Annotated in this window: 22 protein-coding genes; 11 read left to right on the top strand and 11 right to left on the bottom strand. The window is 44.5% G+C overall.

Going from position 1 to position 20,771, the window contains the following annotated elements:
- Positions 1-18: 18 nt before the first annotated feature.
- Together H9630_RS17565 and H9630_RS17560 are read right to left on the bottom strand one after the other, a co-directional pair.
- Positions 19-159, bottom strand: a complete 141-nt coding sequence (locus tag H9630_RS17565; protein ID WP_191716791.1) for a hypothetical protein — start codon at positions 157-159, stop codon at positions 19-21.
- An 85-nt stretch (positions 160-244) separates the two neighbouring features.
- Complete coding sequence (locus H9630_RS17560; RefSeq protein ID WP_191716790.1) at positions 245-1,477, bottom strand: aminopeptidase; 1,233 nt, start codon at positions 1,475-1,477, stop codon at positions 245-247.
- A 147-nt stretch (positions 1,478-1,624) separates the two neighbouring features.
- On the opposite strand from H9630_RS17560, the gene H9630_RS17555 reads away from it, so the two are divergent.
- The 4 genes from H9630_RS17555 (at position 1,625) to H9630_RS17540 (ending at position 6,029) form a co-directional block, all read left to right on the top strand.
- Positions 1,625-2,719: a carbohydrate kinase gene (locus H9630_RS17555; protein WP_191716789.1), complete on the top strand. Its 1,095-nt coding sequence runs from the start codon at positions 1,625-1,627 to the stop codon at positions 2,717-2,719.
- Positions 2,716-3,627 (top strand): pseudouridine-5'-phosphate glycosidase, encoded by a 912-nt coding sequence (locus tag H9630_RS17550; RefSeq protein WP_191716788.1) that lies wholly within the window; start codon positions 2,716-2,718, stop codon positions 3,625-3,627. The genes H9630_RS17555 and H9630_RS17550 overlap by 4 nt, the downstream gene beginning before the upstream one ends.
- A 111-nt stretch (positions 3,628-3,738) precedes the next feature.
- Positions 3,739-5,046, top strand: coding sequence for an FAD-dependent oxidoreductase (locus H9630_RS17545; RefSeq protein WP_191716787.1), 1,308 nt, complete (start codon positions 3,739-3,741; stop codon positions 5,044-5,046).
- On the top strand, positions 5,043-6,029 hold the full coding sequence (locus H9630_RS17540) for a class I SAM-dependent methyltransferase (RefSeq protein ID WP_191716786.1): 987 nt from the start codon (positions 5,043-5,045) through the stop codon (positions 6,027-6,029). Before H9630_RS17545 ends, H9630_RS17540 begins: the two co-directional genes overlap by 4 nt.
- Positions 6,030-6,359: 330 nt before the next feature.
- Here H9630_RS17540 and H9630_RS17535 read toward each other — a convergent pair whose 3' ends face one another.
- Both H9630_RS17535 and H9630_RS17530 read right to left on the bottom strand, forming a co-directional pair.
- Positions 6,360-6,581 (bottom strand): DUF1128 domain-containing protein, encoded by a 222-nt coding sequence (locus H9630_RS17535; RefSeq protein WP_191716785.1) that lies wholly within the window; start codon positions 6,579-6,581, stop codon positions 6,360-6,362.
- 58 nt (positions 6,582-6,639) lie between these two features.
- Complete coding sequence (locus tag H9630_RS17530; RefSeq protein WP_191716784.1) at positions 6,640-8,001, bottom strand: alanine/glycine:cation symporter family protein; 1,362 nt, start codon at positions 7,999-8,001, stop codon at positions 6,640-6,642.
- A gap of 188 nt (positions 8,002-8,189) precedes the next feature.
- Here H9630_RS17530 and H9630_RS17525 point away from each other — a divergent pair, with 188 nt between their 5' ends.
- Positions 8,190-8,693 carry a YtxH domain-containing protein gene (locus H9630_RS17525; protein WP_191716783.1) on the top strand — a complete coding sequence of 168 codons (504 nt, stop codon included), beginning with the start codon at positions 8,190-8,192 and terminating at the stop codon, positions 8,691-8,693.
- 106 nt (positions 8,694-8,799) lie between these two features.
- Complete coding sequence (locus H9630_RS17520) at positions 8,800-9,606, top strand: YihY/virulence factor BrkB family protein (protein ID WP_225218640.1); 807 nt, start codon at positions 8,800-8,802, stop codon at positions 9,604-9,606.
- A 22-nt stretch (positions 9,607-9,628) separates the two neighbouring features.
- Here the strand turns inward: H9630_RS17520 and H9630_RS17515 are convergent, their stop codons facing one another.
- The 3 genes from H9630_RS17515 to H9630_RS17505 form a co-directional block, all read right to left on the bottom strand.
- The gene (locus H9630_RS17515; RefSeq protein ID WP_191716782.1) at positions 9,629-11,497 is read right to left on the bottom strand and encodes a heavy metal translocating P-type ATPase; all 1,869 of its coding nucleotides are present in this window, start codon (positions 11,495-11,497) and stop codon (positions 9,629-9,631) included.
- A 197-nt stretch (positions 11,498-11,694) separates the two neighbouring features.
- Entirely contained in the window at positions 11,695-11,889 is a 195-nt protein-coding gene (locus H9630_RS17510) for an SE1561 family protein (RefSeq protein ID WP_191716781.1), read from the bottom strand.
- 502 nt (positions 11,890-12,391) lie between these two features.
- A complete protein-coding gene (locus H9630_RS17505) occupies positions 12,392-12,772 on the bottom strand; it encodes an OsmC family protein (protein ID WP_191716780.1) in 381 nt (126 codons plus the stop codon).
- 78 nt (positions 12,773-12,850) lie between these two features.
- Here H9630_RS17505 and H9630_RS17500 point away from each other — a divergent pair, with 78 nt between their 5' ends.
- Complete coding sequence (locus tag H9630_RS17500; RefSeq protein WP_191716779.1) at positions 12,851-14,029, top strand: MFS transporter; 1,179 nt, start codon at positions 12,851-12,853, stop codon at positions 14,027-14,029.
- Positions 14,030-14,424: 395 nt separating this feature from the next.
- Here H9630_RS17500 and rlmD read toward each other — a convergent pair whose 3' ends face one another.
- Together rlmD and H9630_RS17490 are read right to left on the bottom strand one after the other, a co-directional pair.
- Positions 14,425-15,789: a 23S rRNA (uracil(1939)-C(5))-methyltransferase RlmD gene (rlmD, locus tag H9630_RS17495; protein ID WP_191716778.1), complete on the bottom strand. Its 1,365-nt coding sequence runs from the start codon at positions 15,787-15,789 to the stop codon at positions 14,425-14,427.
- A 41-nt stretch (positions 15,790-15,830) separates the two neighbouring features.
- Entirely contained in the window at positions 15,831-16,730 is a 900-nt protein-coding gene (locus tag H9630_RS17490; protein WP_191716777.1) for a TIGR01777 family oxidoreductase, read from the bottom strand.
- Between the two features lie 103 nt (positions 16,731-16,833).
- Here H9630_RS17490 and recX point away from each other — a divergent pair, with 103 nt between their 5' ends.
- Genes recX through H9630_RS17475 form a run of 3 tightly spaced genes read left to right on the top strand, consistent with a single transcriptional unit; the run spans position 16,834 to position 18,224 of the window.
- Positions 16,834-17,640, top strand: coding sequence for a recombination regulator RecX (gene recX / locus H9630_RS17485; RefSeq protein WP_191716776.1), 807 nt, complete (start codon positions 16,834-16,836; stop codon positions 17,638-17,640).
- Positions 17,633-17,965, top strand: coding sequence for a YfhH family protein (locus H9630_RS17480; RefSeq protein ID WP_191716775.1), 333 nt, complete (start codon positions 17,633-17,635; stop codon positions 17,963-17,965). The genes recX and H9630_RS17480 overlap by 8 nt, the downstream gene beginning before the upstream one ends.
- 4 nt (positions 17,966-17,969) lie before the next feature.
- Positions 17,970-18,224, top strand: a complete 255-nt coding sequence (locus tag H9630_RS17475) for a YfhJ family protein (RefSeq protein ID WP_191716774.1) — start codon at positions 17,970-17,972, stop codon at positions 18,222-18,224.
- Positions 18,225-18,285: 61 nt separating this feature from the next.
- Here H9630_RS17475 and H9630_RS17470 read toward each other — a convergent pair whose 3' ends face one another.
- Both H9630_RS17470 and H9630_RS17465 read right to left on the bottom strand, forming a co-directional pair.
- A complete protein-coding gene (locus tag H9630_RS17470) occupies positions 18,286-18,477 on the bottom strand; it encodes a hypothetical protein (RefSeq protein WP_225218639.1) in 192 nt (63 codons plus the stop codon).
- Between the two features lie 111 nt (positions 18,478-18,588).
- The gene (locus H9630_RS17465; RefSeq protein ID WP_191716772.1) at positions 18,589-19,569 is read right to left on the bottom strand and encodes a metal-dependent hydrolase; all 981 of its coding nucleotides are present in this window, start codon (positions 19,567-19,569) and stop codon (positions 18,589-18,591) included.
- Between the two features lie 151 nt (positions 19,570-19,720).
- Between H9630_RS17465 and mutY the strand changes: the two genes are divergently transcribed.
- Entirely contained in the window at positions 19,721-20,770 is a 1,050-nt protein-coding gene (mutY, locus tag H9630_RS17460; protein ID WP_191716771.1) for an A/G-specific adenine glycosylase, read from the top strand.
- Position 20,771: the final 1 nt, after the last annotated feature.

Here is a 20,771-nt window from a genome sequence, read left to right as displayed (position 1 = left end):
GAAGCCGGTTTTTATCGCTCAGTATTTTTTTTCAGGCGTTGGATCTACGTGCTCTGCATCGTGCGTGTGAAGCTCTTTTCCAAGGAAATGGAGAAGTGTAAAGAAAAACATGAAAATTACGGCCATGAAGCCGAGTACGACAGTAATGTCATAAAACATAATGATAACTCCTCTCTAAACTGTAATTATCAATATTAAGTATACATGATTCTGGTCTAAAAAATAAGTGTCGAATTATCGAGACTTAGAAAGCCCAGTTGCCACCGCGGAAAATCGGTTCGCGGCTGCCATCTTCCAGGATACCATCAATGTCCATTTCAGACGAGCCTACCATGAAATCGACATGGGTAATACTTTGGTTTAGGCCGTTTTTCAATAGTTCTTCCTGAGACATGGTTTTGCCGCCTTCGATACAGAAAGCATAAGCGCTGCCGATAGCAAAATGGTTGGAGGCATTTTCGTCGAACAACGTGTTGTAGAATAAAATATTTGAATCGGAAATTGGCGATTGATGTGGAACTAATGCAACTTCACCAAGGAAATGAGAACCTTCATCAGTAGCAACCAATTGCTTCAGGACATCTTCGCCATGTGCAGCTGTTACATCAACGATTTTTCCATTTTCGAATGTTACTTTAAAGTCATCAATAATATTGCCGCCATAGCTTAGGGGCTTTGTACTGGAAACATAGCCATTTACGCCTGTTTTATGCGGTACAGTAAAGACTTCTTCGGTTGGCATATTCGCCATGAAAGAATCGCCTTTTTCGTTGATTGAGCCGGCTCCACACCATAGATGGCCTTCTGGAAGAGCAACTTCCAAGTCAGTTTTAGGTGACGTATAGTGAAGTTTTGCATATTTTTTGCCGTTCAGATAATCGACTTTGGTGTGCAGCAAGCGGTCATGTTCTGTCCAAGCCTCAATCGGTTGATCAAGATCAGCACGTACAGCTTTGAAAATAGCATCCCAAAGTTTGTCGATTTGTTGGTCAGCCGGTACATCTGGAAACACTTTAGCTGCCCATTTTTCAGAAGGGGCTGCGATAACGGTCCAGCTGATTTTATCAGATTGAACATATTGGCGGTATTTGCTCAAAGCCTGTCCAGTTGCTTTTTGTGAAGCAGCAATGCGCTTTGAGTCAATGCCAGTCAATAGGTCAGGGCTTTGAGACACCACGCTGATGAAAGCAGCGCCTTGCTCTGCCAATTGCTCGCGTTCCTGTACTTTCCATGCTGGGAAATCAGAGAACGAATCTTCCGGCGCTAATTCAAAGCGCAGGCGAGAGATCGTATCGTCGTTCCAGTCTACAAAAACTTGTTTCGCTCCGGTTTCATAGGCCTTTTGGGTAATTAAACGGACCAAAGGTGCTGCATCAATGGAAGCGGCGATATAAAGCGGCTGTCCGGGTTGAATATTTACTCCTACTTTTACCGCCAGTTCAGCATAGCGGGATAATTTTTCATTAAAAGATGTCAAATAAATCTCTCCTCTCATCTCTTTCTATAGTAGCAATTTTCTGTAACTGCCTGCAATGATTTATAACGATATACGAAATATATTTCGCTTGCATTTTCTGTTATAAAAGTTTATGATTTAAACAAATGTTTGAGTGGAGGTGTGATTATGAATCAGAAAGAAGTGGAAGTGCTTGAATTGATCCGGCGCAACCCGTATCTATCTCAACAGGAAATGGCAGAACGCCTAAACATGTCCAGGCCATCACTGGCCAATTTCATTTCCAATCTCATGCGTCAAGGGAAAATCTTAGGCCGCGCTTACGTACTGCCCGAAGAACAGACGGTCATTTGCATCGGCGGGGCAAATGTCGACAGAAAATTCCTGATGGAACGTCCCGCGCAGATGGGAACATCCAATCCGGCTTCCGTTTCCGGCAGCGTCGGTGGAGTAGCCAGAAACGTCGCGGAAAATTTGGGGCGCCTCGGCCATTCAGTCAAGCTATTGTCGATTGTGGGAAATGATCCGGAATGGAACTTAATCGAAACCGCTTCCAGCCAATTCATGTCGACTGAAATGACAAAAGCAGTCGACGGATTGTCAACTGGAACCTATACAGCGATTTTGGAACCGGACGGCGAAATGCTGCTGGCAATGGCGGACATGAAAATCTATGACTCTCTGACGCCAAGCTATATTGCTAAAAATGACAGTGTTTTATTATCATCTGCCTTTCTGGTGATCGATTTGAATTGTCCAGTGGAAACGGTGGAATATGTTCGTCAGTTGGCCTTCATCAATAACATTCCACTGGCAGTCATTCCGGTTTCTGCTCCAAAAATGGACAGGCTCGGAACAGATTTGGCCGGCATCAGCTGGCTGATTCTTAACCGCGATGAAGCAAGCAGGCATTTGCAGATGCCCATCAATTCCATGGAGGATTGGCATCAGGCTGTTGAACAGCTGCTGAGCCAAGGTGCGGAAGCAGTTGTCATCACCGGTGGAAAAGAAGGAGCCGTAGCCGGAAATGCAGACGGCATCACACATTACCAGGCGATGCAAGTCGACCAGGTCATTGATGTGACCGGTGCAGGAGATGCATTTTCCAGCGCCATTGTCCACAGTGTAATGAGTGGGAAGGAATTTGAATCCGTTATCCATTCAGGAATGGTGAATGCGGCAAAAACGCTCGAAAGCAATGCGACTGTAAGACGAGAATTGACAGCAGTACAACTACAAAAAGAACTGGAGGAATTACAATGACATCAATGATTTCTTATTCAACTGAAGTACAACAAGCAATGGAGGACAAAAAGCCGATCGTGGCACTCGAATCGACGATCATTTCACACGGTATGCCTTATCCCCAGAACGTGGAAACGGCACGCGTGGTAGAACAGATTATCCGTGATAATGGTGCAGTTCCTGCAACAATCGCCATTATGGACGGCAAAATCAAAATCGGTTTGTCTGATGAAGAACTGGAAGTGCTTGGCAATAGCCCAGGCGTTTCAAAAGTATCAAGAAGAGATATCGGCCAATTGATCGCCACGAAAAAAATCGGTGCTACAACTGTCGCTGCAACGATGATTTGTGCAGAACTTGCAGGCATCCGTGTTTTCGCAACAGGCGGCATAGGCGGGGTGCACAGGGGCGCTGAGACGACCATGGACATCTCAGCTGACTTGGAAGAACTTTCGAACACAGGAGTGGCTGTTGTTTGTGCAGGCGCAAAATCCATTTTGGATATCGGCTTGACGTTGGAATACCTGGAAACAAAAGGGGTTCCAGTCATCGGCTATCAAACAGACGATATGCCGGCATTCTACACACGCTCAAGCGGCTTTGATCTGACATTCCGCAGTGATGATGCTGCTGAACTGGCTGAAGTGCTGAAAGCAAAATGGGATCTGGGCATTACAGGCGGAGCGGTAATCGCCAACCCGATTCCAGCTGAACATGCACTGGAAGACTCATTCATCAATGGCATCATCACTCAAGCCATGACTGAAGCGAATGAAAATGGCATTTCCGGAAAAGAAGTCACGCCTTTCCTATTAGGGAAAGTCAAGGAATTGACGGAAGGCAAGAGTTTGGTCGCGAATATCGAACTGGTCAAGCATAATGCAAAAGTCGGAGCCGAACTTGCGGTCGCTTACAATAAACTTTAAGAATAAATTGTGAAAAGAAGTCCATTCGTGGACTTCTTTTTTTATTGGGGAGGTTTATTGGGTTTTCACTATCCTAAAGGTAGGGTAAGGAGAAAGAAGGGGATGAAGCACATGAAAACTGATGTATTCATCGGCGGGGGTGGAATCGGTGGATTGACACTTGCACTGAAATTGGTGCAGCGTGGAATCGATGTGGTTCTCGCCGAACGGATGGCTGTAAAAGCACCTACCTATAAAGGGGAACTGCTGCAGCCGAAAAGTATGCAGATATTCGACAGCCTTGGAGTATATAAGAAAATATGTGATCGCTCTAATGAAATTAAAGTTTTGGACATGCTGGAACTTTCAAGTTCTCTCCAAGTAAAGGACCAGGCATTTATGGATTATAGCGTGTTGCCCGGCAAGTACAGTGCAGCTTATATGATGCATCATGAGGAATTGAAGTCTGTTATTTTAAAAGCTGCCTGTGAATATGAAAACTTTCATTATCTCAAAGGAACGGCCTGCAAAGGATACGGAGAAAATACAGCGTTGCTTCAAAAAGGAACCGAAAAGTTTGAAGTGGAGGCGGAATTTTTCTTCGGTGCTGAAGGGCGTTCGTCAGTCACTAGGAAAGCCATGGAAATTGAAGTAAAACAGACCACCTACAATCATCATTTTCTGACGGTGACGTTTCCGCGTGCTGAAAATTTTACAGACGGTCAAATCATTTCTACATACAACCGTTTTCTGGGGCTTTTCCCGCTGCCTGATAGTCAGGTGCGAAGTGTTTACTTGATACCGCCAGGCGATTATAAAGAACTCAAGGAAAAGCCAATCAGCCATTTCCATAAACTGTACACGGATTTAGCGCCTGCGGTAGATGGTTATGTCCAGCAATTGACGGATTGGAAGAAAATCCAGTTGATGATTCCGGTAATGTATCATGCGGATTCATATGTGAAAGGCAATAAAGCTATCATCGGTGACGCTAGCCACGCTGTCCATCCAATGGCCGGAGAAGGCATGAATATGGCTATACAAGATGCGGATATACTAGGCGAATTAACCGCAGATATGTTCAAAGAAGAAAAAAAAGACGAAAGCAATTTAAAGTGGTACGAAACCGTCCGCTATAAGCGTGCAGACCATGTGATACAACTCAGCCACTTGGCAGCTTTGGCCTATTCTTTTCCATTTAAACCGGTCAGCTACATCCGCCAACGGACTTTCGAGCGCATGGAAGAAGACCCAATTCTTCATTTTAAGCAAATGTTGAATGTTTCGGGCCTTGGGATGTGGAAAGAAAACGTTCGAGATCGTTTCATACAAGGAGGCATCATGCCCGTCCGCATAAAAGATTTAACAAAAGACACAAAAGAATTAAAGTATTATACACCAGAAGAAGATTACCCATGGAAAGCGGAGGGACTCAGATGATCGATGTCATGAAGATGTTTAAAGCAAGAATGTACATGAAACGAAATGAACCTTTTTTATATAGTTGGCATGCATACGTCGGATATGAGCTTGATTTGTTTAAAGCCTTCGATCGCCCTATGTCTCAATATGATGTAGCCGATGCGCTGCAATTGGACGAAGATTTATTGAACCAGTGGGTGAATGTTGGCGTCTCGATCGGCCATCTCAAAGAAGCCGGTAGAAACCGATATAAAACCTGGAATGCATGGAAGCTGCCGAAACCGAAGGGCAACAATTCCTCGGGTGTTCTGCTAAAGGAAATGATGGAGTTGCATATCCCGACCTTGCTGAATTACCCAGAGATGATGCGCAAGCAGGAACGCCTTCATTTTGATGAAGAAAAACACGCTCCGACTGTAGCTGAAACAAGCAGGTTGCTGGAAGTATTAGCTCTGCCGAAAATGTCCAGACGCCTGAAAGGCCAAAATATCGACTCGGTGCTGGATATTGGCTGTGGAGAAGGCGGATACATCAAAAAGCTTGCAGAACGTTTCCCCGACACCCACTTCACTGGAATTGAAATCAGTCCATCTGTAACGGAAGTAGCGAAAGCCTTGACGAAAGAAAATAATAATATTTCTATTGAAAATGCCGATCTATGGGATTACAAACCATCAGAGCAGCAAGGCATGGTTATGATGAACAATGTCATCCACTATATCGACCTCGGAAAGCGCCAGGACCTTTTTACTGAACTGGCCAGCTGGATCAAAGACCAAGGTATTCTGTCAGTTGTGACACCTATCGCTGGAGACAGCGACAGCCCACCATTTGCCAATGTTTTCAATAGTTTTTTCTCATCTTTCGACAACCTCTACCGGTTGCCGACGCGCGAAGAAATGGCAGAATGGGGCGAGCAGGCAGGACTCGAGTTGCTTAGCATCCAAACCGTCATAAAAGAAGGCGGCTGGTACATTGTGCAGTATGAAAAGAAAAGCTGAGGCGACCGTTATGCTCCGACTGACATAAGCTGTCCTTCCGAAGCGGCGTTTTTTGCCGCACAGGAAGGGCAGCTTATGATCCGAGGAGCAGGTCGCCGAAGCTGGACAAAAAAGAAAAGCTGAGGAAGCCGTAAAGGTTCGACAGGCATAAGACAGACCGGCGAAGCGACGTGTTTATGTCGCACAGCCGGTTTGGCTTATGTCCCGAGAACCTGGCTTCCGAAGCTGGACAATAAAAAATGAAATGATCGTATTGCTCCCATAGGCAATTACAGCAACATAAAAAAAGGCCCTGAAGGATTTTTTCCTTCAGGGTCTTTTTGTGCTTGCTTATTTGCGTAAAGAACCAAGTTCGGTTGCAATTGCCTGCATTTCACTCGTGCTGAACTTTTCGCGGTTCGCGACCATTTCGTAAAGTTCATGCAAATCTTCGTATTGGGAAGCGTTGAAGTGTTCGGCTTTCATTGCATCCACATTGACCATACGCAATTTTGATTTTATTTCTTCAATCATAAAGCTGACGTTTTCTGGTGACGGTTTTGATAAGTCCATGATAAGCTCCTGCCTTTCGGGTGGTTATGCTTAATCATTTCATTATTCAAAAGCAATGTCAATTGCCAGTTTGTCCAGCGGCTTTTTCTTCCTTGATTTTAGCAATGATGCGCTTGGTTTCATAGACGATAACGCCTGATAGGCCAAGAAGTCCGATCAAGTTAGGGAAGGCCATTAAGCCGTTCATCACATCAGAGAAAGTCCAAACGACATCAAGTGAAACGGTTGCGCCAACGAAAACCATCAAAACGAAAGCGATGCGGTAAACGATCAGCAATGCCGGGTTCTTGAATAAATACTGGAAACATTTCTCTCCATAGTAAGACCAGCCGATGATGGTAGAAGAAGCAAAGAAAATCAATCCGATGGCTACTACAATTGGGCCAGCTCCTCCAAGGAACTGTTCAAAAGCTGCAGTTGTCAGAGCTGCACCTTCAAGAGATTTATCTGTATAAAGGCCGGACATGACAATTGTGACACCGGTAATCGAACAGATGATGATGGTATCAAAGAGTACTTGTGTCATGGAAACCAATGCCTGGCGTCCTGGAAGATCCGTGATTGCAGCAGCAGCAGCAATCGGCGCCGACCCAAGTCCCGCTTCGTTGGAGAATACGCCTCGTGCTACACCATATCGGATAGCCGCACCAATGGCACCGCCAACAGCAGCTTCACCGGTGAATGCCGCACTGAAGATCGTAGCAAAAGCACCTGGAATCAGTTCCATGTTTAAAATCATAATAATTATTCCTGCGATTATGTAGAATAACGCCATAAAAGGAACGAAGAACGAAGTGACGCGGCCGATGCTCTTAATTCCGCCAAGCAGAACCAAGGCGGTGAAAATTGTTAAAATGATTCCGGTAATCCATGTTGGAACACTGAATGTATCGCGGACGACTGAAGCGACTGAGTTCGATTGTGTCCCGTTGCCGATTCCGAAAGCCGCAATGGCACCAAAGATGGCGAATAAAACAGCCAACCACTTTTGTTTCAAGCCGTGCTCAAGGTAATACATCGGTCCGCCAGCCATCTGGCCTTTAGCGTCGACAACACGGTATTTGACTGCCAATACAGCCTCTCCGTATTTGGTGGCCATTCCGAAAAATGCAGAAAACCACATCCAGAAGACAGCACCCGGTCCACCGAGGATGACCGCTGTTGCAACACCGACGATATTACCGGTACCTACGGTTGCAGCCATGGCGGTTGATAATGCTTGGAAATGGCTGATATCCCCTTTAGAGGTCGTATCCGAATTTTTGGTGAAAACCAATTTCAAAGCATAAGGCAATAATCGGACTTGGAGAACACCAAGACGAACTGTTAAGAAAATTCCTGTACCTACTAATAAAATCAATAAAGGTGGTCCCCATACGTAACCGCTGATAGTGCCCAATAGTTCTTCGAACTGCGCCATTATTTTTCCCCCTTTTTCAATATCCTTTTCTGTCTATTAAACCTCCTGTAAACATAATATTCCGAAAGTTTTTCGATATAGTCAAGTTATTTTTAAAAAATATATGCTGTATAAGTGTTTAGGTTTTCAAAGTTTAGGGAAAATTCCTAACAGATGTGAAAAACATATTTTATTGGGAGGAATTTAGGATGAGCCAAAACAAATTGATGACAGGTTTACTAGTAGGCGCGGCAGTGGGGATTATTGTCTCACTATTGGACCGCAATACAAGAGATGACGTTATACAGAAATCGAAAAAAGCAACAAACAATGCAAAATACTATGCTTCAAATAGAGATGAATTGGTACAGGCTTTCCAGCAACAAGCTGAAAGAGCGCAAAATCTGTATTCACGCATTTCTGAAGATGCTTCATATGTTGGAAGCAAGGTGAATGAATTGAAAGAAATGACTCCACAAGTGAAAGAAATGGCGCTTGAAACAAAAGAAGCGTTCATGGATACAAAAGATGCAGTAATTGAGACAAAAGATGATGTGATTTCAGCAGTTAAAGAAGACAACCCATCTCCGACATCTTCGTTAACGGATAGTTCGAACTCTTCAACAGGTTCTGGAAATAACTCATCATCAAATAAAAGTTCCGGGACAGGCTATCAGTCTGGATCGAACTCAAACACTGGGAATCGGTCATAATCCGATCGGCCCGAATACATCTTCAGGACAGCAAGCGGACAATAAAAAAGACCGTACCCACTCAGTTACTTTCGATGTAACGACTGGAAAAGGTTTTTTAAAAGAATTGTTTCAACGGATCAAAGACGTCGATGTGCCAGGACTTGGAGCACAATTGGCGTTTTTTTTCCTATTATCAATTTTTCCCTTGCTGATTTTCCTGGTTACTTTATTGCCGTATTTAGCGTTGTCTCGGGATGAAATTTTCAGCTACCTGGAAGAAGTCGTCCCCTCAGAAGTGTATGTCCTGATCGAAAGCACGTTGGAAGAAATTCTGACGAACCAGAATACCGGATTATTGTCTTTTGGTATTTTAGCGACGATTTGGTCTGCCAGTCTAGGAATGGATGCTTTGATCAAGTCATTGAACCTGTCCTATAAAGTAACAGAAAACCGTCCGCTTCTAATAGCGCGGGGGATGTCGATCTTGATGACAATTTTATTGATTTTTATTTTGATTGTCGCTTTGGCATTGCCTGTTTTTGGTGAACAGCTTGGATTGTTGATCTTTTCATTTCTGGGGCTGGAGGAAGGGTTTCTCGCATTATGGAATTCTATCCGCTTTACAATACCCGGGATTATTACATTCGTTGCCTGCGCGATCATCTATTGGTTGGCCCCGAATGTAAAGATGAACATTTTGAGTGCACTGGGAGGCGCAGCGTTTGCTGCAACCGGCTGGTTGGCGACTTCTTATCTGTTCTCCATCTACATCAGTAATTTCGGAAACTTCTCAGCGACATACGGCAGCATCGGTGGCGTAATCATCCTGATGCTGTGGCTCTATATATCAGCTATGATCTTGATTGTTGGCGGACAGATCAATGCGGTGATGAAAGAACGCCGGCACTATATTAAGCAAAAGGCATCCTGAATGAAACATTCAGGATGCCTTTTTATACATTGCGGTTGAGCATGCGCAGCCCATTTAGAATGACTAGTATTGTGCTGCCTTCATGTCCGATAACACCAATCGGCAAGGTAATGGTTTGGAAAAAGTTCGAGATGATCAAGAGAATGATTACAGAAACTGAAAAGAAGATGTTTTGTTTAACGATGCGCTGCATTTTTTTTGAAAGCCTGATGGCGTATGCGATGCGCGACAAATCATTTTTCATTAAAATGATATCAGCGGTCTCCAAAGCGATATCTGTTCCGGCACCCATAGCGATGCCTGTTGTTGCTGTGGCCAAAGCTGGAGCATCATTTATGCCATCACCTGTCATTGCTACATACTCATATTTTTTCAGGAGTTTTTTCAGTTCTTTCACTTTATCGCCTGGGAGGCATTCGGCGATGTAGTCGTCGACTCCGGTTTCTTTTGCGACGACTGCTGCTGTCTTTCGGTTATCTCCTGTCAGCATGATGCAATAAATACCTGCTTTTTTCAATTCCTCAATTGTCGATTTGGTGATGTCACGGACTGTATCCTTCAAAGCCATAGCGGCAAGAATTCCTTCATTGTCCCGAACAAAGGTCACGGTTTTCCCTTGATTGGCCAATTTCTCCAAAAGGCCATCCTCAAAAGTCTCCGCCAACTCCTCACCGACGAATTTTGGTTTGCCGACGAGAAATTCTTCAGAGTTAATAGTTGCTCTTAACCCATTTCCCGGGACATCTTCAATTGTCAGATTGGGTGTGGGAGTAATGCCTTGTAAAACGATAAAATCGCTGATGGCTTTAGCTAAAGGATGATTGGACTGGGATTCGATTCCGGCAATTTTAGCCATAGCAATTTTCTTATCCATTCCTTGTCGGATGACAAAATCTGTGACTTCAGGCTGTCCACGGGTCAAGGTGCCGGTTTTATCAAAAGCGATGGCCCGCACCACGCTCAAATTCTCAAGGTGCATGCCGCCTTTGAATATGATGCCGCTCTTAGCGCCATTAGAAATGGCTGCCAGTGTGGCAGGCATAATTGAAGCGACAAGTGCACAAGGAGAAGCCACAACCAGCAAAACCATTGCCCGGTAAAATGTTGTGTTCCAATCCCAAGCAAAAAGATAATGGGGCAAAAAAAGCATAAGAACAAAAGCGAAGAGCACCACTTTAACATAACGTCCTTCAAAACGTTCGATAAATTGTTGGGAAGGGGATTTTTCGCTTTGTGCTGATTGGACCAGATCAATGATTTTTTGAAACATGGTTTCAGTGCTCGGTTTAGTCATTTCCATTGTGATGGCTCCCGATAGATTGACGGTGCCAGCAAACAGTTCATCTTCTTTGTATTTGGATACAGGGAGTGCTTCACCGCTGATGGTCGATTCATCAACTGCAGTTTGGCCGTTTTGCAGGACGCCATCAACGGGTATCCGTTCTCCCGGTTTCACCAAGATCATGTCGCCAGTATGCAAATCTTTGAGGGAAACACGTACAGTTTTCTCTTCTTTAACAAGCCATGCAGCTTCAGGTTGGATTTTCATCAAGGAAGTAATCTCTTTCCGGCTTTTGTTCATTGTATATGTTTCCAATGCACCGCTTAATGAAAAGATGAAAATCAGAATGGCTCCTTCAGTCCAGTAACCGATTATGGAAGAGCCGACTGCGGCTAAAATCATTAAGATTTCAACGTTGAGCTGCTTGTCTTCAAATGTTTTCAGGATGCCATATTTGGCTTTGGCGTAACCGCCAATTCCAAAGGCCATCAGATAGATGATGACTGAGTATGCATACAGGTTTTGATGTTCAAGTGTGAACGCGATAACAATTAAGATCCCTGAAAAAATTGCTGCTATCAATTCAATGTGAGTCTTGAAAAATGCCATCTGCACTACCTACTTTCCTCCATAACATATTTACTGAATCCTTTAAAAAAGCTTTTTTGGAGAACGTGTAAATTGAAGAATGAATTTTCGGAACTCTTTTTTAAATGTTATCATATTTTCTGTAAACAAATGCATATACAATCAACAGAAAGAAAACAAAAGAAAAATCCGCTGCCCGATAGGCAACGGATTAAGGCTTACTGGTCTTCAGTTGGACGGCCTTGAAACTGTTTCATTTTGTCATCTAAATCATCAACCATCGCGATTAAGCGATCAATATCTTCAAGCTCCGTGTTTTCAGGTTCAATAGCGTCTAATACTTCCAAAAACATGTTCAAGCGCTGTTTCATATAAGAAACTTGCTGCTCTTTGTTTGTAATGGATTTTCCCATTCGATACACCTCATTTCGCATGTTAATCGTAACGGAAATTGGACAAGATTTCAATACAGAGAAATTTCAATCAGTTGGGGCATCCCAAGTGAAAAAAGACAGAATTAGACTAAAAACGCCGCATCCTCCGTCAATGCCTGTGTAACCGACATCCAATCGGACTTCTACGGCATGGGTCTCACGCTGGCGGAATTAAGAGTCTTACTGACCGTTAAAGAAAGATAAACTATAGGTAAAACTAATTATTTTACTAGTTATTCTATTTTGAATATTTACTTAATATAAAGTTTGTGTTAAATTAGGGTTAATCAAACGAGAGGGGAGGCCGAAGGGAATCAGCGAAACCAGACCACAACATCAGGAATATCGAAGGAGGGGGTTCGCACATTTCATCGGCACCTTAGCCGGAAATGATATTATGAAAGATAAATCAACTGTATATAAAACATAAAAGGCTCATCCAAAATCTGACATCAGATGCGGAATGAGCCTTTTATGCTGTTTAGCGCGTTTCGAAGGTTTCAACAATTTCGATTGAGTCTTTTACAGACTGGACCATTGAGCAGTTTTTGCGTGTCAATTCCATCACACGAGGCATTTTCTCTTCGTTGATGTCTCCGGTGACGATAAAATGAAGATGGACTTTCTCAACTCGATCTGCCTCTGCTTCATTGCGTATAATTTCTTTAACCTCGATTTGAATATCTTCTGCAGGCATCCGCATTTTATCAAGCACTTTTCTCATAACCCCACCGCTGCAGACAGCCAGTGAAGACACCAACAATTGATACGGGCGGAAGCCGTATTCTTCATTACTTGAAATTTCGAGTTCACCAAAAGGCAGATGTCCGGTAAACCCATTTTTGTTCATTGAATAATTCATCTATAAACGCCTCCTATGTTAGAATTGTATCTGAATTCTTATTAAAAACAAAAGAACGTGCTTGTTCGGGGAGGCATCATGAAAGAATTTTTGAAAAGTGAGCGTGGCCGGTTTTGGATCTTGGTTGCGATTGTTTCCATTTCCGGTTTTTCACAAGGAATGTTGTTGCCGCTAATTGCGGTTATTTTTGAACAAGATGGTGTCTCATCCGCCTTGAATGGTTTAAGTGCTACCGGATTATATGTCGGAACGCTTATAATTGCGCCTTTTATGGAACCCCAATTGCGGAAGTTTGGTTATAAGCCTCTGATTTTAGTCGGTGGGGGACTGGTCATTCTATCGCTGTTGCTGTTTCCGCTATGGAAATCGGTGCTGTTCTGGTTTGTTCTGCGCATTTTGATTGGTGTAGGAGATCAGGCATTGCATTTCTCTACTCAAACCTGGATCACCAGTACGTCGCCTCAGCACCGACTGGGCCGGAATATTGCTATTTATGGCATGTCATTCAGCATTGGGTTTGGCGCAGGACCTCTTTTTGTGCCGCTGGTGAATATTTTTGAAGCCTTGCCGTTCATCGTCTCAGGATTGCTGTGTTTATTGGCTTGGTCTTTGGTGTTCTCATTGAGGAATGATTTTCCGGAAACCTCAAGTGGAAGCATGACAGCCAAAGGGACAGCTGGACGATTCAAAGCGGCGATTCTTATTGCCTGGGTGGCTTTTCTGCCTCCGTTAGGCTATGGATTTTTGGAAGCCTCTCTGAATGCTATTTATCCGGTTTATGCATTAAGGCAGTCGATTGAAGTAGGGATGGTTTCGATTATGCTTGCCGCTTTCTCTGCCGGAGCCATTGCCACACAATTGCCGTTAGGAAACCTCAGTGACCGGATCGGCAGAAGGAAAGTTCTATTGTTGGCTCTGGTTGGTGGAGCTGCCGTGTTTACGATAGCCAGCTTTTATGAATCCAATGCCTGGCTGACCGTCGGACTTTTTGCGTTGGCAGGCATGTTTGTAGGATCTACATTTTCACTGGGAATCTCTTATATGGCCGATCTGATGCCGAAAGACCTCTTGCCGACCGGCAATTTGCTATGCGGAATTGCGTTCAGCATCGGAAGCTTGGCAGGGCCGTCCATGGGTGGATTGTTCATTGAATTTTCCGGTGGCCTCAGCTTTCTGCTGCTGATTGCCGGTATCTTGTTGTTGATTTCAGTGCTCATTGCATTGAAAAGTGATACAAAAAAACCATTGGCTGTTTAATCCATTCCATACAAAAAGCTGGACCGAAGAGTGCTTACTCTTCGGTCCAGCTTTTTCTGTTGTTCGGGCGCTTGCGCTTTTCTTTGTCCAGGCTCCAGCAGCCAGATTCTAGGGTCATAAGCCACTCTGGCTTTGCGGCTGAAAAGATGCCGCTTTACCAGCGCGTTTTATGCCCGTCAAATCTAAACGGCTGCCTTTGCTTTTCTTTATTGTCCAGGTTCCAGCAGCCAGCCCCTCGAGTCGCTTCAGCCTTTCCAGCAATGGCTGAAGAACGCCATTACCGGTAAGTCTTCCAGCGCTTTTCGGAGGTCCGCAGGATGTGCGGATCAGCTAACCGTTGCGACAGGAAGTCGCGTTACTAGGTTAGCTTCTGCTGTTGGCTGCTTTCGCTTTTCTTATTTCAATACCAATTTCGTTACCGATTCCACTTGCGCGGTTTGCGGGAACATGTCGACTGGTTGAATGTATTCGATTCGGTAGATCTTCGTCAATTGCTGCAGATCTTTTGCCAACGTGGAAGGATTGCAGGACGTGTAGATAAAGCGCTTCGGCTTTACTTTCAAGATGGTTTTCAAAAGCGAATCTGCGAGACCGGTTCGAGGTGGATCCACGGTCAACACATCGGGAACAAATCCCTCAGTGCTCCATAGCTCCAACCATTTTTCAGCCGTACCGGTAACGTATTTTGCTGCGTAGCCTTGCTTTTTGGCATTGGCTTTCGCATCAACCACACTTTCATGGATGACATCCATGCCGCGGATTTCCTTGGCACCGTCAGCCAGCCATAGCCCGATGGTGCCGACGCCACAATAGGCATCAACGACTTTTTCCTGGCCAGTCAGTTCAGCAGCGCGTTTGATTTCATTGTATAATTTGACGGTTTGTGTTGGATTCAGTTGGAAAAAGGCACGTGCTGATAAATCGAATGCCAATTCGCCGAGCTCTTCGTGAATGGTGTCTTTACCGAATAAAGTAATCGTCTCATCTCCGAAAATAAGGGATGTTTTTTCTTTATTGATATTCTGGACAATGGATACCAGGTTTGTATCGATTTTTTTCAAGCGTTCCAGCAATAATTCTTTTTGTGGAATTTTCGAGCGTGTCGTTACCAGCACCAATTGGATCTCTCCAGTTTTTACACCGGTACGGACAACGATAGTGCGGATGATGCCTTTCATGGTCTTGCCGTCATAAATCGGCATTTTCAGTTCTTCCAGAATCCGCTTGACTGCATTGGTAATGACAGTTGTATCGGGGTGCTGAACGATACATTGTTCGATATCCAATAATTGATGGGAGCCTTCCGCAAACAATCCAGCAATGACCTTCGAACCCTTCAAGCGTGTTTGAAACTGGCTTTTGTTGCGGTAATGCCAAGGATCTTCCATGCCGATGGTTTTTTCCACATGGACTTTCGTGCCTTTCAGGTAACGTTCCAATGCCTGTATGACAAGATCGCGTTTTTCGACCAGTTGCTGGTCATAAGTCATGTGCTGCAGTTGGCAGCCGCCGCAAGCTTCATAAATCGGGCAAGGCGGTGTTTGGCGATGTGGAGATGCAGTACGTAATTTCACGACACGCGCTTCGGCAAAATTGCGTTTGACGACCGTCACTTGTGCGGTGATTTCTTCGCCTGGCAAAGCTCCCGGAACAAATATCACATTGCGTTTGAAATAGCCAATGCCTTCGCCATTGATACCGAGGCGTTTAATGGTCAACGGGAATTTTTGGCCTTCTTCAATAATGGGTTTATCATTCATGGATATCACGTCCTTCAGTTAATCATCCCCCCATTATAGCCTTATTTATAGATATCAGCCAGTGCCGATCGCAAATTGGGGAATTTGAATTGGAAACCATGTTCTTCGAGAACAGTCGGCAAGACCTGTTGGCCTTTCAAAACCAATTGGCTCTTGTCTCCCAACACTGCTTTTAAGGCAATAGAAGGAACAGGTATCCAATGTGGACGGCCAAGTGCATGTGCAATTTCTTTGCCGAATTCTTTCATTCGCTTCGGTCGGGGAGCAGTGACGTTGAATGGTCCACTCAGTTTGTCGTTATCGAGCGCAAACATAAGTGCCCGTGCCACATCCCTAACATGGATCCAAGACAGCCATTGTTTGCCGGAGCCGACCGTGCCGCCCACAAACAGTTTGTATGGCAAAGCCATCAACGGCAAAGCGCCTTCTTTTCTTCCAAGAATGATGCCAAAGCGGCCACAAGCTACACGGACGCCTTCCGATTCGGCACGGGTAGCTAGAATCTCCCAATCCCGCACTGTCTGTGCTAGAAAGTCCGATCCGAGATCAGTGGAAGACTCGGTATAAGTTGCGGTTTGAGAAGGCGGATAAATACCGACTGCACTGGCATTGACCAAGACTTTCGGCTTTTTCTCCAGCTTACGGATAATCCGCAGCAGTTCATTGGTGGCGTCCATACGGCTTGTATAGATCAATTGCTTCTGTTCATCGCTCCAACGCCCATCGTTTATAGACGCGCCAGCTAGATTGACGAAGGCATCAATGCCTTCCAGCTGCCTCTCTGGAACGGCGTCTTCCGACAGCCATTTCACGTATGTAATTTTATCTGCAGCTGTTTTCGGTTTTCTTGTTAAGATGTAGACCTCATCGCCTCGGTCAAGTAATTGGCGAGTCAGCTCTTCGCCAACAAATCCAGTGCCACCGGTGATTGCTATTTTCATTTCCATCGCCTCCGTTTTTTATTAGCATACCCTTTAAAGCGTAAGGCTATGCCATTACTTAGTTGAAAGGTGTATAATGTGTAAAGAAGAGGGGTGCCAGTAAATGCCGATTATTTCAAAAATCACACAGGGAAAAAAGAACCCTGAAAGGTATAATATCTTTTTTGAAGATAAGTATGCTTTTAGCGTGGATGAAGCGGTGCTTGTCAGGTATCAGCTCACAAAAGGGAAAGAGCTGGATCAATGGACCATCGAAGAAATCAACTTCGAAGATGAAATCCGGAAAGCCTATAATAAAGCTCTGTATTACCTTGGATTCCGTATGCGTAGTGAAGGGGAAGTGCGCCAGAAGCTGAAAGAAAAAGAATATGGCGAAGCCGTTATAGATGAAGCCATCAAAAAGTTGTATACCCATAACTTTTTAGATGATCAGCAATTTTCAGAGGCGCTGATGCGGACACAGATTAATTCCGGCAAAAAGGGTCCTCGTGCTATTCAGCAGGATATGCAAAAGAGAGGAATTGATAAACAAATGCAAAAAGACGTTTTAGATTCCTATTCCGAAGAAGAGCAATTGGAAATTGCCAAAGGCCTTGCTGAGAAAATCGCCCTCAAGGAAAAGATGAAGACGCCTAGCCAAATCCATCAGAAAATCAGTGATACTTTACTTAGAAAAGGCTATAACTATTCGCTGATCAAATTGGCGATCGAAGAGCTGGACCTTGAAAAAGATGAAGATCAATGGACAGAAATCGTCACCGAACAAGGAGATAAATTATGGCGCAAGCACAGCAATAAACTGACAGGCTACGATTTAAAATCGAAAGTCAAACAAGGTTTGTACCAAAAAGGATTTCCGGGTGAAGTGATCAATGAGTATTTAGATAAGAAGGAGCTTGAAAATGACTGAAGAAAAACGCTATAGCGATATGACTGAACATGAACTCCGTGGGGAAATTGCCCGATTAAAAGAAAAAGCTAGAAAAGCTGAACAACTGGGCATGGTCAATGAATTTGCAGTATTGGAACGAAAAGCCATCATGGCGGCGGCTTACATGCTCGATCCTGCCGATTTCAAAAAAGGGGAAGTGTACCGTATAGAAGGCGACCCGAATGTTTATTTTCAGGTTGACTATTTAAAAGGGTTATTCGCCTGGGGCCACCGGATGGGTGGAAAAAAACACACGGAAGCGCTGCCGATTTCCATGCTGCGCCCGTTAAAAGAAGGGAAGTAAACAGATGAAAGAAATTATCGAACAATTGACGATCGAGCTGATGGAGAAAAACCCGAATTTGTCAGAAGAAAAAGCGCGTACCTGGATTGAATTGCTGGCTTCTGATTTTGAATCTTCCTATGCCAAAGCGGGATATGATTACCAAGGTACTGCAGTGGTCGAGAAAGTAATGCACCAGTGGATTGAGAGCTATGGCGATAAAATTCATGAATTCGCCAGCACAAATCCAAAATATGCCCATCTATTGGATGTCCAATAAAACATAAGCACCTTTATTCAGCAGCTTGTTCTTCTTGTTTAAGGAAGAACAACAGCTTGTCTTAAACAAAAAAGAGCTGTCCCAAAAGGTCATGAAAAATGACTTTTGGTGACAGCCCTTTTGTTGTTCCCGAAAGACCCGGCAGATGTCCATTGCGGCGGACGCGTTCCGCGGGCACGGCTTCTGCCGCTTCCCTCGCTGCGCTCAGTCCAGTGGCTCCAGCAAGCGCTGGAGTCGCCGCCTCCATTCCCATCAGCCAGCTGTTCTCAGAAAACGTATTCCCCCATCAAAAAACAGCCGGGGAAAAAGGCTTTCTTTCTCTCCGGCTGTTTTATTTTAGAGACTTATGGGACAGCCCCGTTTTCTAGTTATGGCTGAAGTCCAATTTTTTTCGTAACTTGTCTTCACTGAAAATCCAACCAGTATAGGAATTGATGATCTTGCATTCCTTATCCAAATGGGCAACGGCCACAAATGGGTAGTAATCATTGCTGCGGTAACGCAGGTCAATCAGCCGTACTTCATAAATCTCTCCGTATTGGTTAATTTCCCAACGGTACAATGGAGAAAACGAAATAAAGGCGGCCATGTTTTTATCTTTCAATGCAGCTTGGATCAAGTTATTTTCAGGCATTTCTTTTTTCATAAACTTGTCATAGATATTGATGGTCCTGCCGTAGGCACGGCCAACGTAATGATGCCGTTCTGTGTTTGCCGCAATGCGCCAATGGAAAAATCGCATGGTTGGTGCAACAAAAACATCGGTTGCACCTGGAATGGTGTTCCGCACAGCATGCTTGATAGCTCTTTGAACTGCAAACCTTGCAAGGTAATAGAAGAACATAGCAACGTACAAAATGCTGATCGTCCAGACCGGATTGGCTCCGAATGCCCAAATCATCAAGGCCACTATGTGTGCTCCGAAGATGATGGGATCGAAGGTATTGATGACACCAAGAGCAACCCAGCGATTGGAAATCGGCCTCAATGCTTGCGTACCGTATGAATTGAAGATATCGACAAATACATGCATAAAGACAGCCAGGAAAGACCAGAGCCATAAATGAAGCAAATTAGCTTCTGGAAAAATGAGAGATAATGCACCTGCAATCAGCAGCGGCCATAGCAGCACTGCGGGAATGGAATGAGTTGCGCCGCGGTGATGGCGAATATAGACTGCGTTATCACGAAGCTTTAAGACAGTGTCGATGTCAGGAGCGAGCGATCCAATGATGACACCGGATATCACTGCGGTCGTGGTGACGGGGTGGCTGGCGACGACCGGATCGGCCATTGCGAGGCCGCCAAGGGCAATGCCCATGACAATGTGAGTTCCTGTATCCATTGCCTCATCCCCTCTCTAAAGAAGTTAAATTTAACGGGAACTGCAAAGTTTTGTTAAAATAAAGAGAAACTGATTCTCTCATCCATATATACCCGAATCGGTGCGTGAATAATCAAGCTGAACGGAGGCAATCGCCATTAAACTAGAAAAAATGCAATTTCAAAATGACTTGATCAGCTGGTTTGCAGCAGAAAAAAGAGATTTGCCCTGGAGACGCACGGCAGATCCTTACCAAATCTGGATTTCAGAAATCATGCTGCAGCAAACTCGTGTAGATACAGTCATTCCTTATTATAAACGCTTTATTGAAAAATTTCCGACTTTGAACGATCTGGCGGAAGCCGACGAGCAAGTCCTTCTGAAACAATGGGAAGGGCTCGGCTATTACTCCCGTGCCCGCAACCTGCAGGCTGGTGTCAAAGAAGTAGCCGAGAATTACGGCGGCATCGTTCCTGATAACCGCAAGGATATGTCTTCATTGAAAGGAGTCGGCCCCTATACAGCAGGAGCAGTCTTGAGCATAGCTTATGGAATTCCTGAGCATGCAGTAGACGGCAACGTAATGCGTGTCTTGTCCCGCATTTTGTTGATTGAAGAAGATATCGCAAAACCGAAGACACGGAAAATATTCGAAGAAGCTGTAACGGAAATCATCAGCCATGAAGATCCTTCCTCATTCAATCAGGGCTTGATGGAATTGGGAGCCTTGATCTGTACACCCACTTCACCAAAGTGTTTGCTATGTCCGGTACGTGAGCATTGTGCCGCATTTGATGAAGGCAAACAACAGGAACTGCCCATTAAATCAAAAGCGAAAAAAACAAAGTCATTGCAATATGCAATGGTGGCAATCCGCCAGGGCAGTAAATTGCTGATGGAACAGCGGCCGGCGACGGGGCTATTGGCGAATATGTGGCAATTCCCTGTGTTGGAAACCTCAGCAGATGTGCTGCCGCTCGAAATCGAAGAGCAGCTATCAGAAAGTTTAAAAGGCGCTGTGGACAATGCTGAAAAAATTACTTCTTTCAAACATGTCTTTTCTCATTTAACATGGAACGTGGATGGCTTCATAGCCAACAGTGAAAATATAGTTGCCCCTGCCCATATGAAATGGGTGACGGCGGAAGAATTGGATTTATTGCCGATCGCAGGACCGGTCCAAAAAATGAAAACAGCATTACAGCAAAGAGGAGATGTTTAAC

It is taken from the genome of Planococcus wigleyi, from assembly GCF_014836985.1.
GTDB classification, from domain to species: Bacteria; Bacillota; Bacilli; order Bacillales_A; family Planococcaceae; genus Planococcus; species Planococcus notacanthi.
Note: the sequence above shows the minus strand (reverse complement) of the source record. Positions and strands in the feature narration are given on the sequence as shown.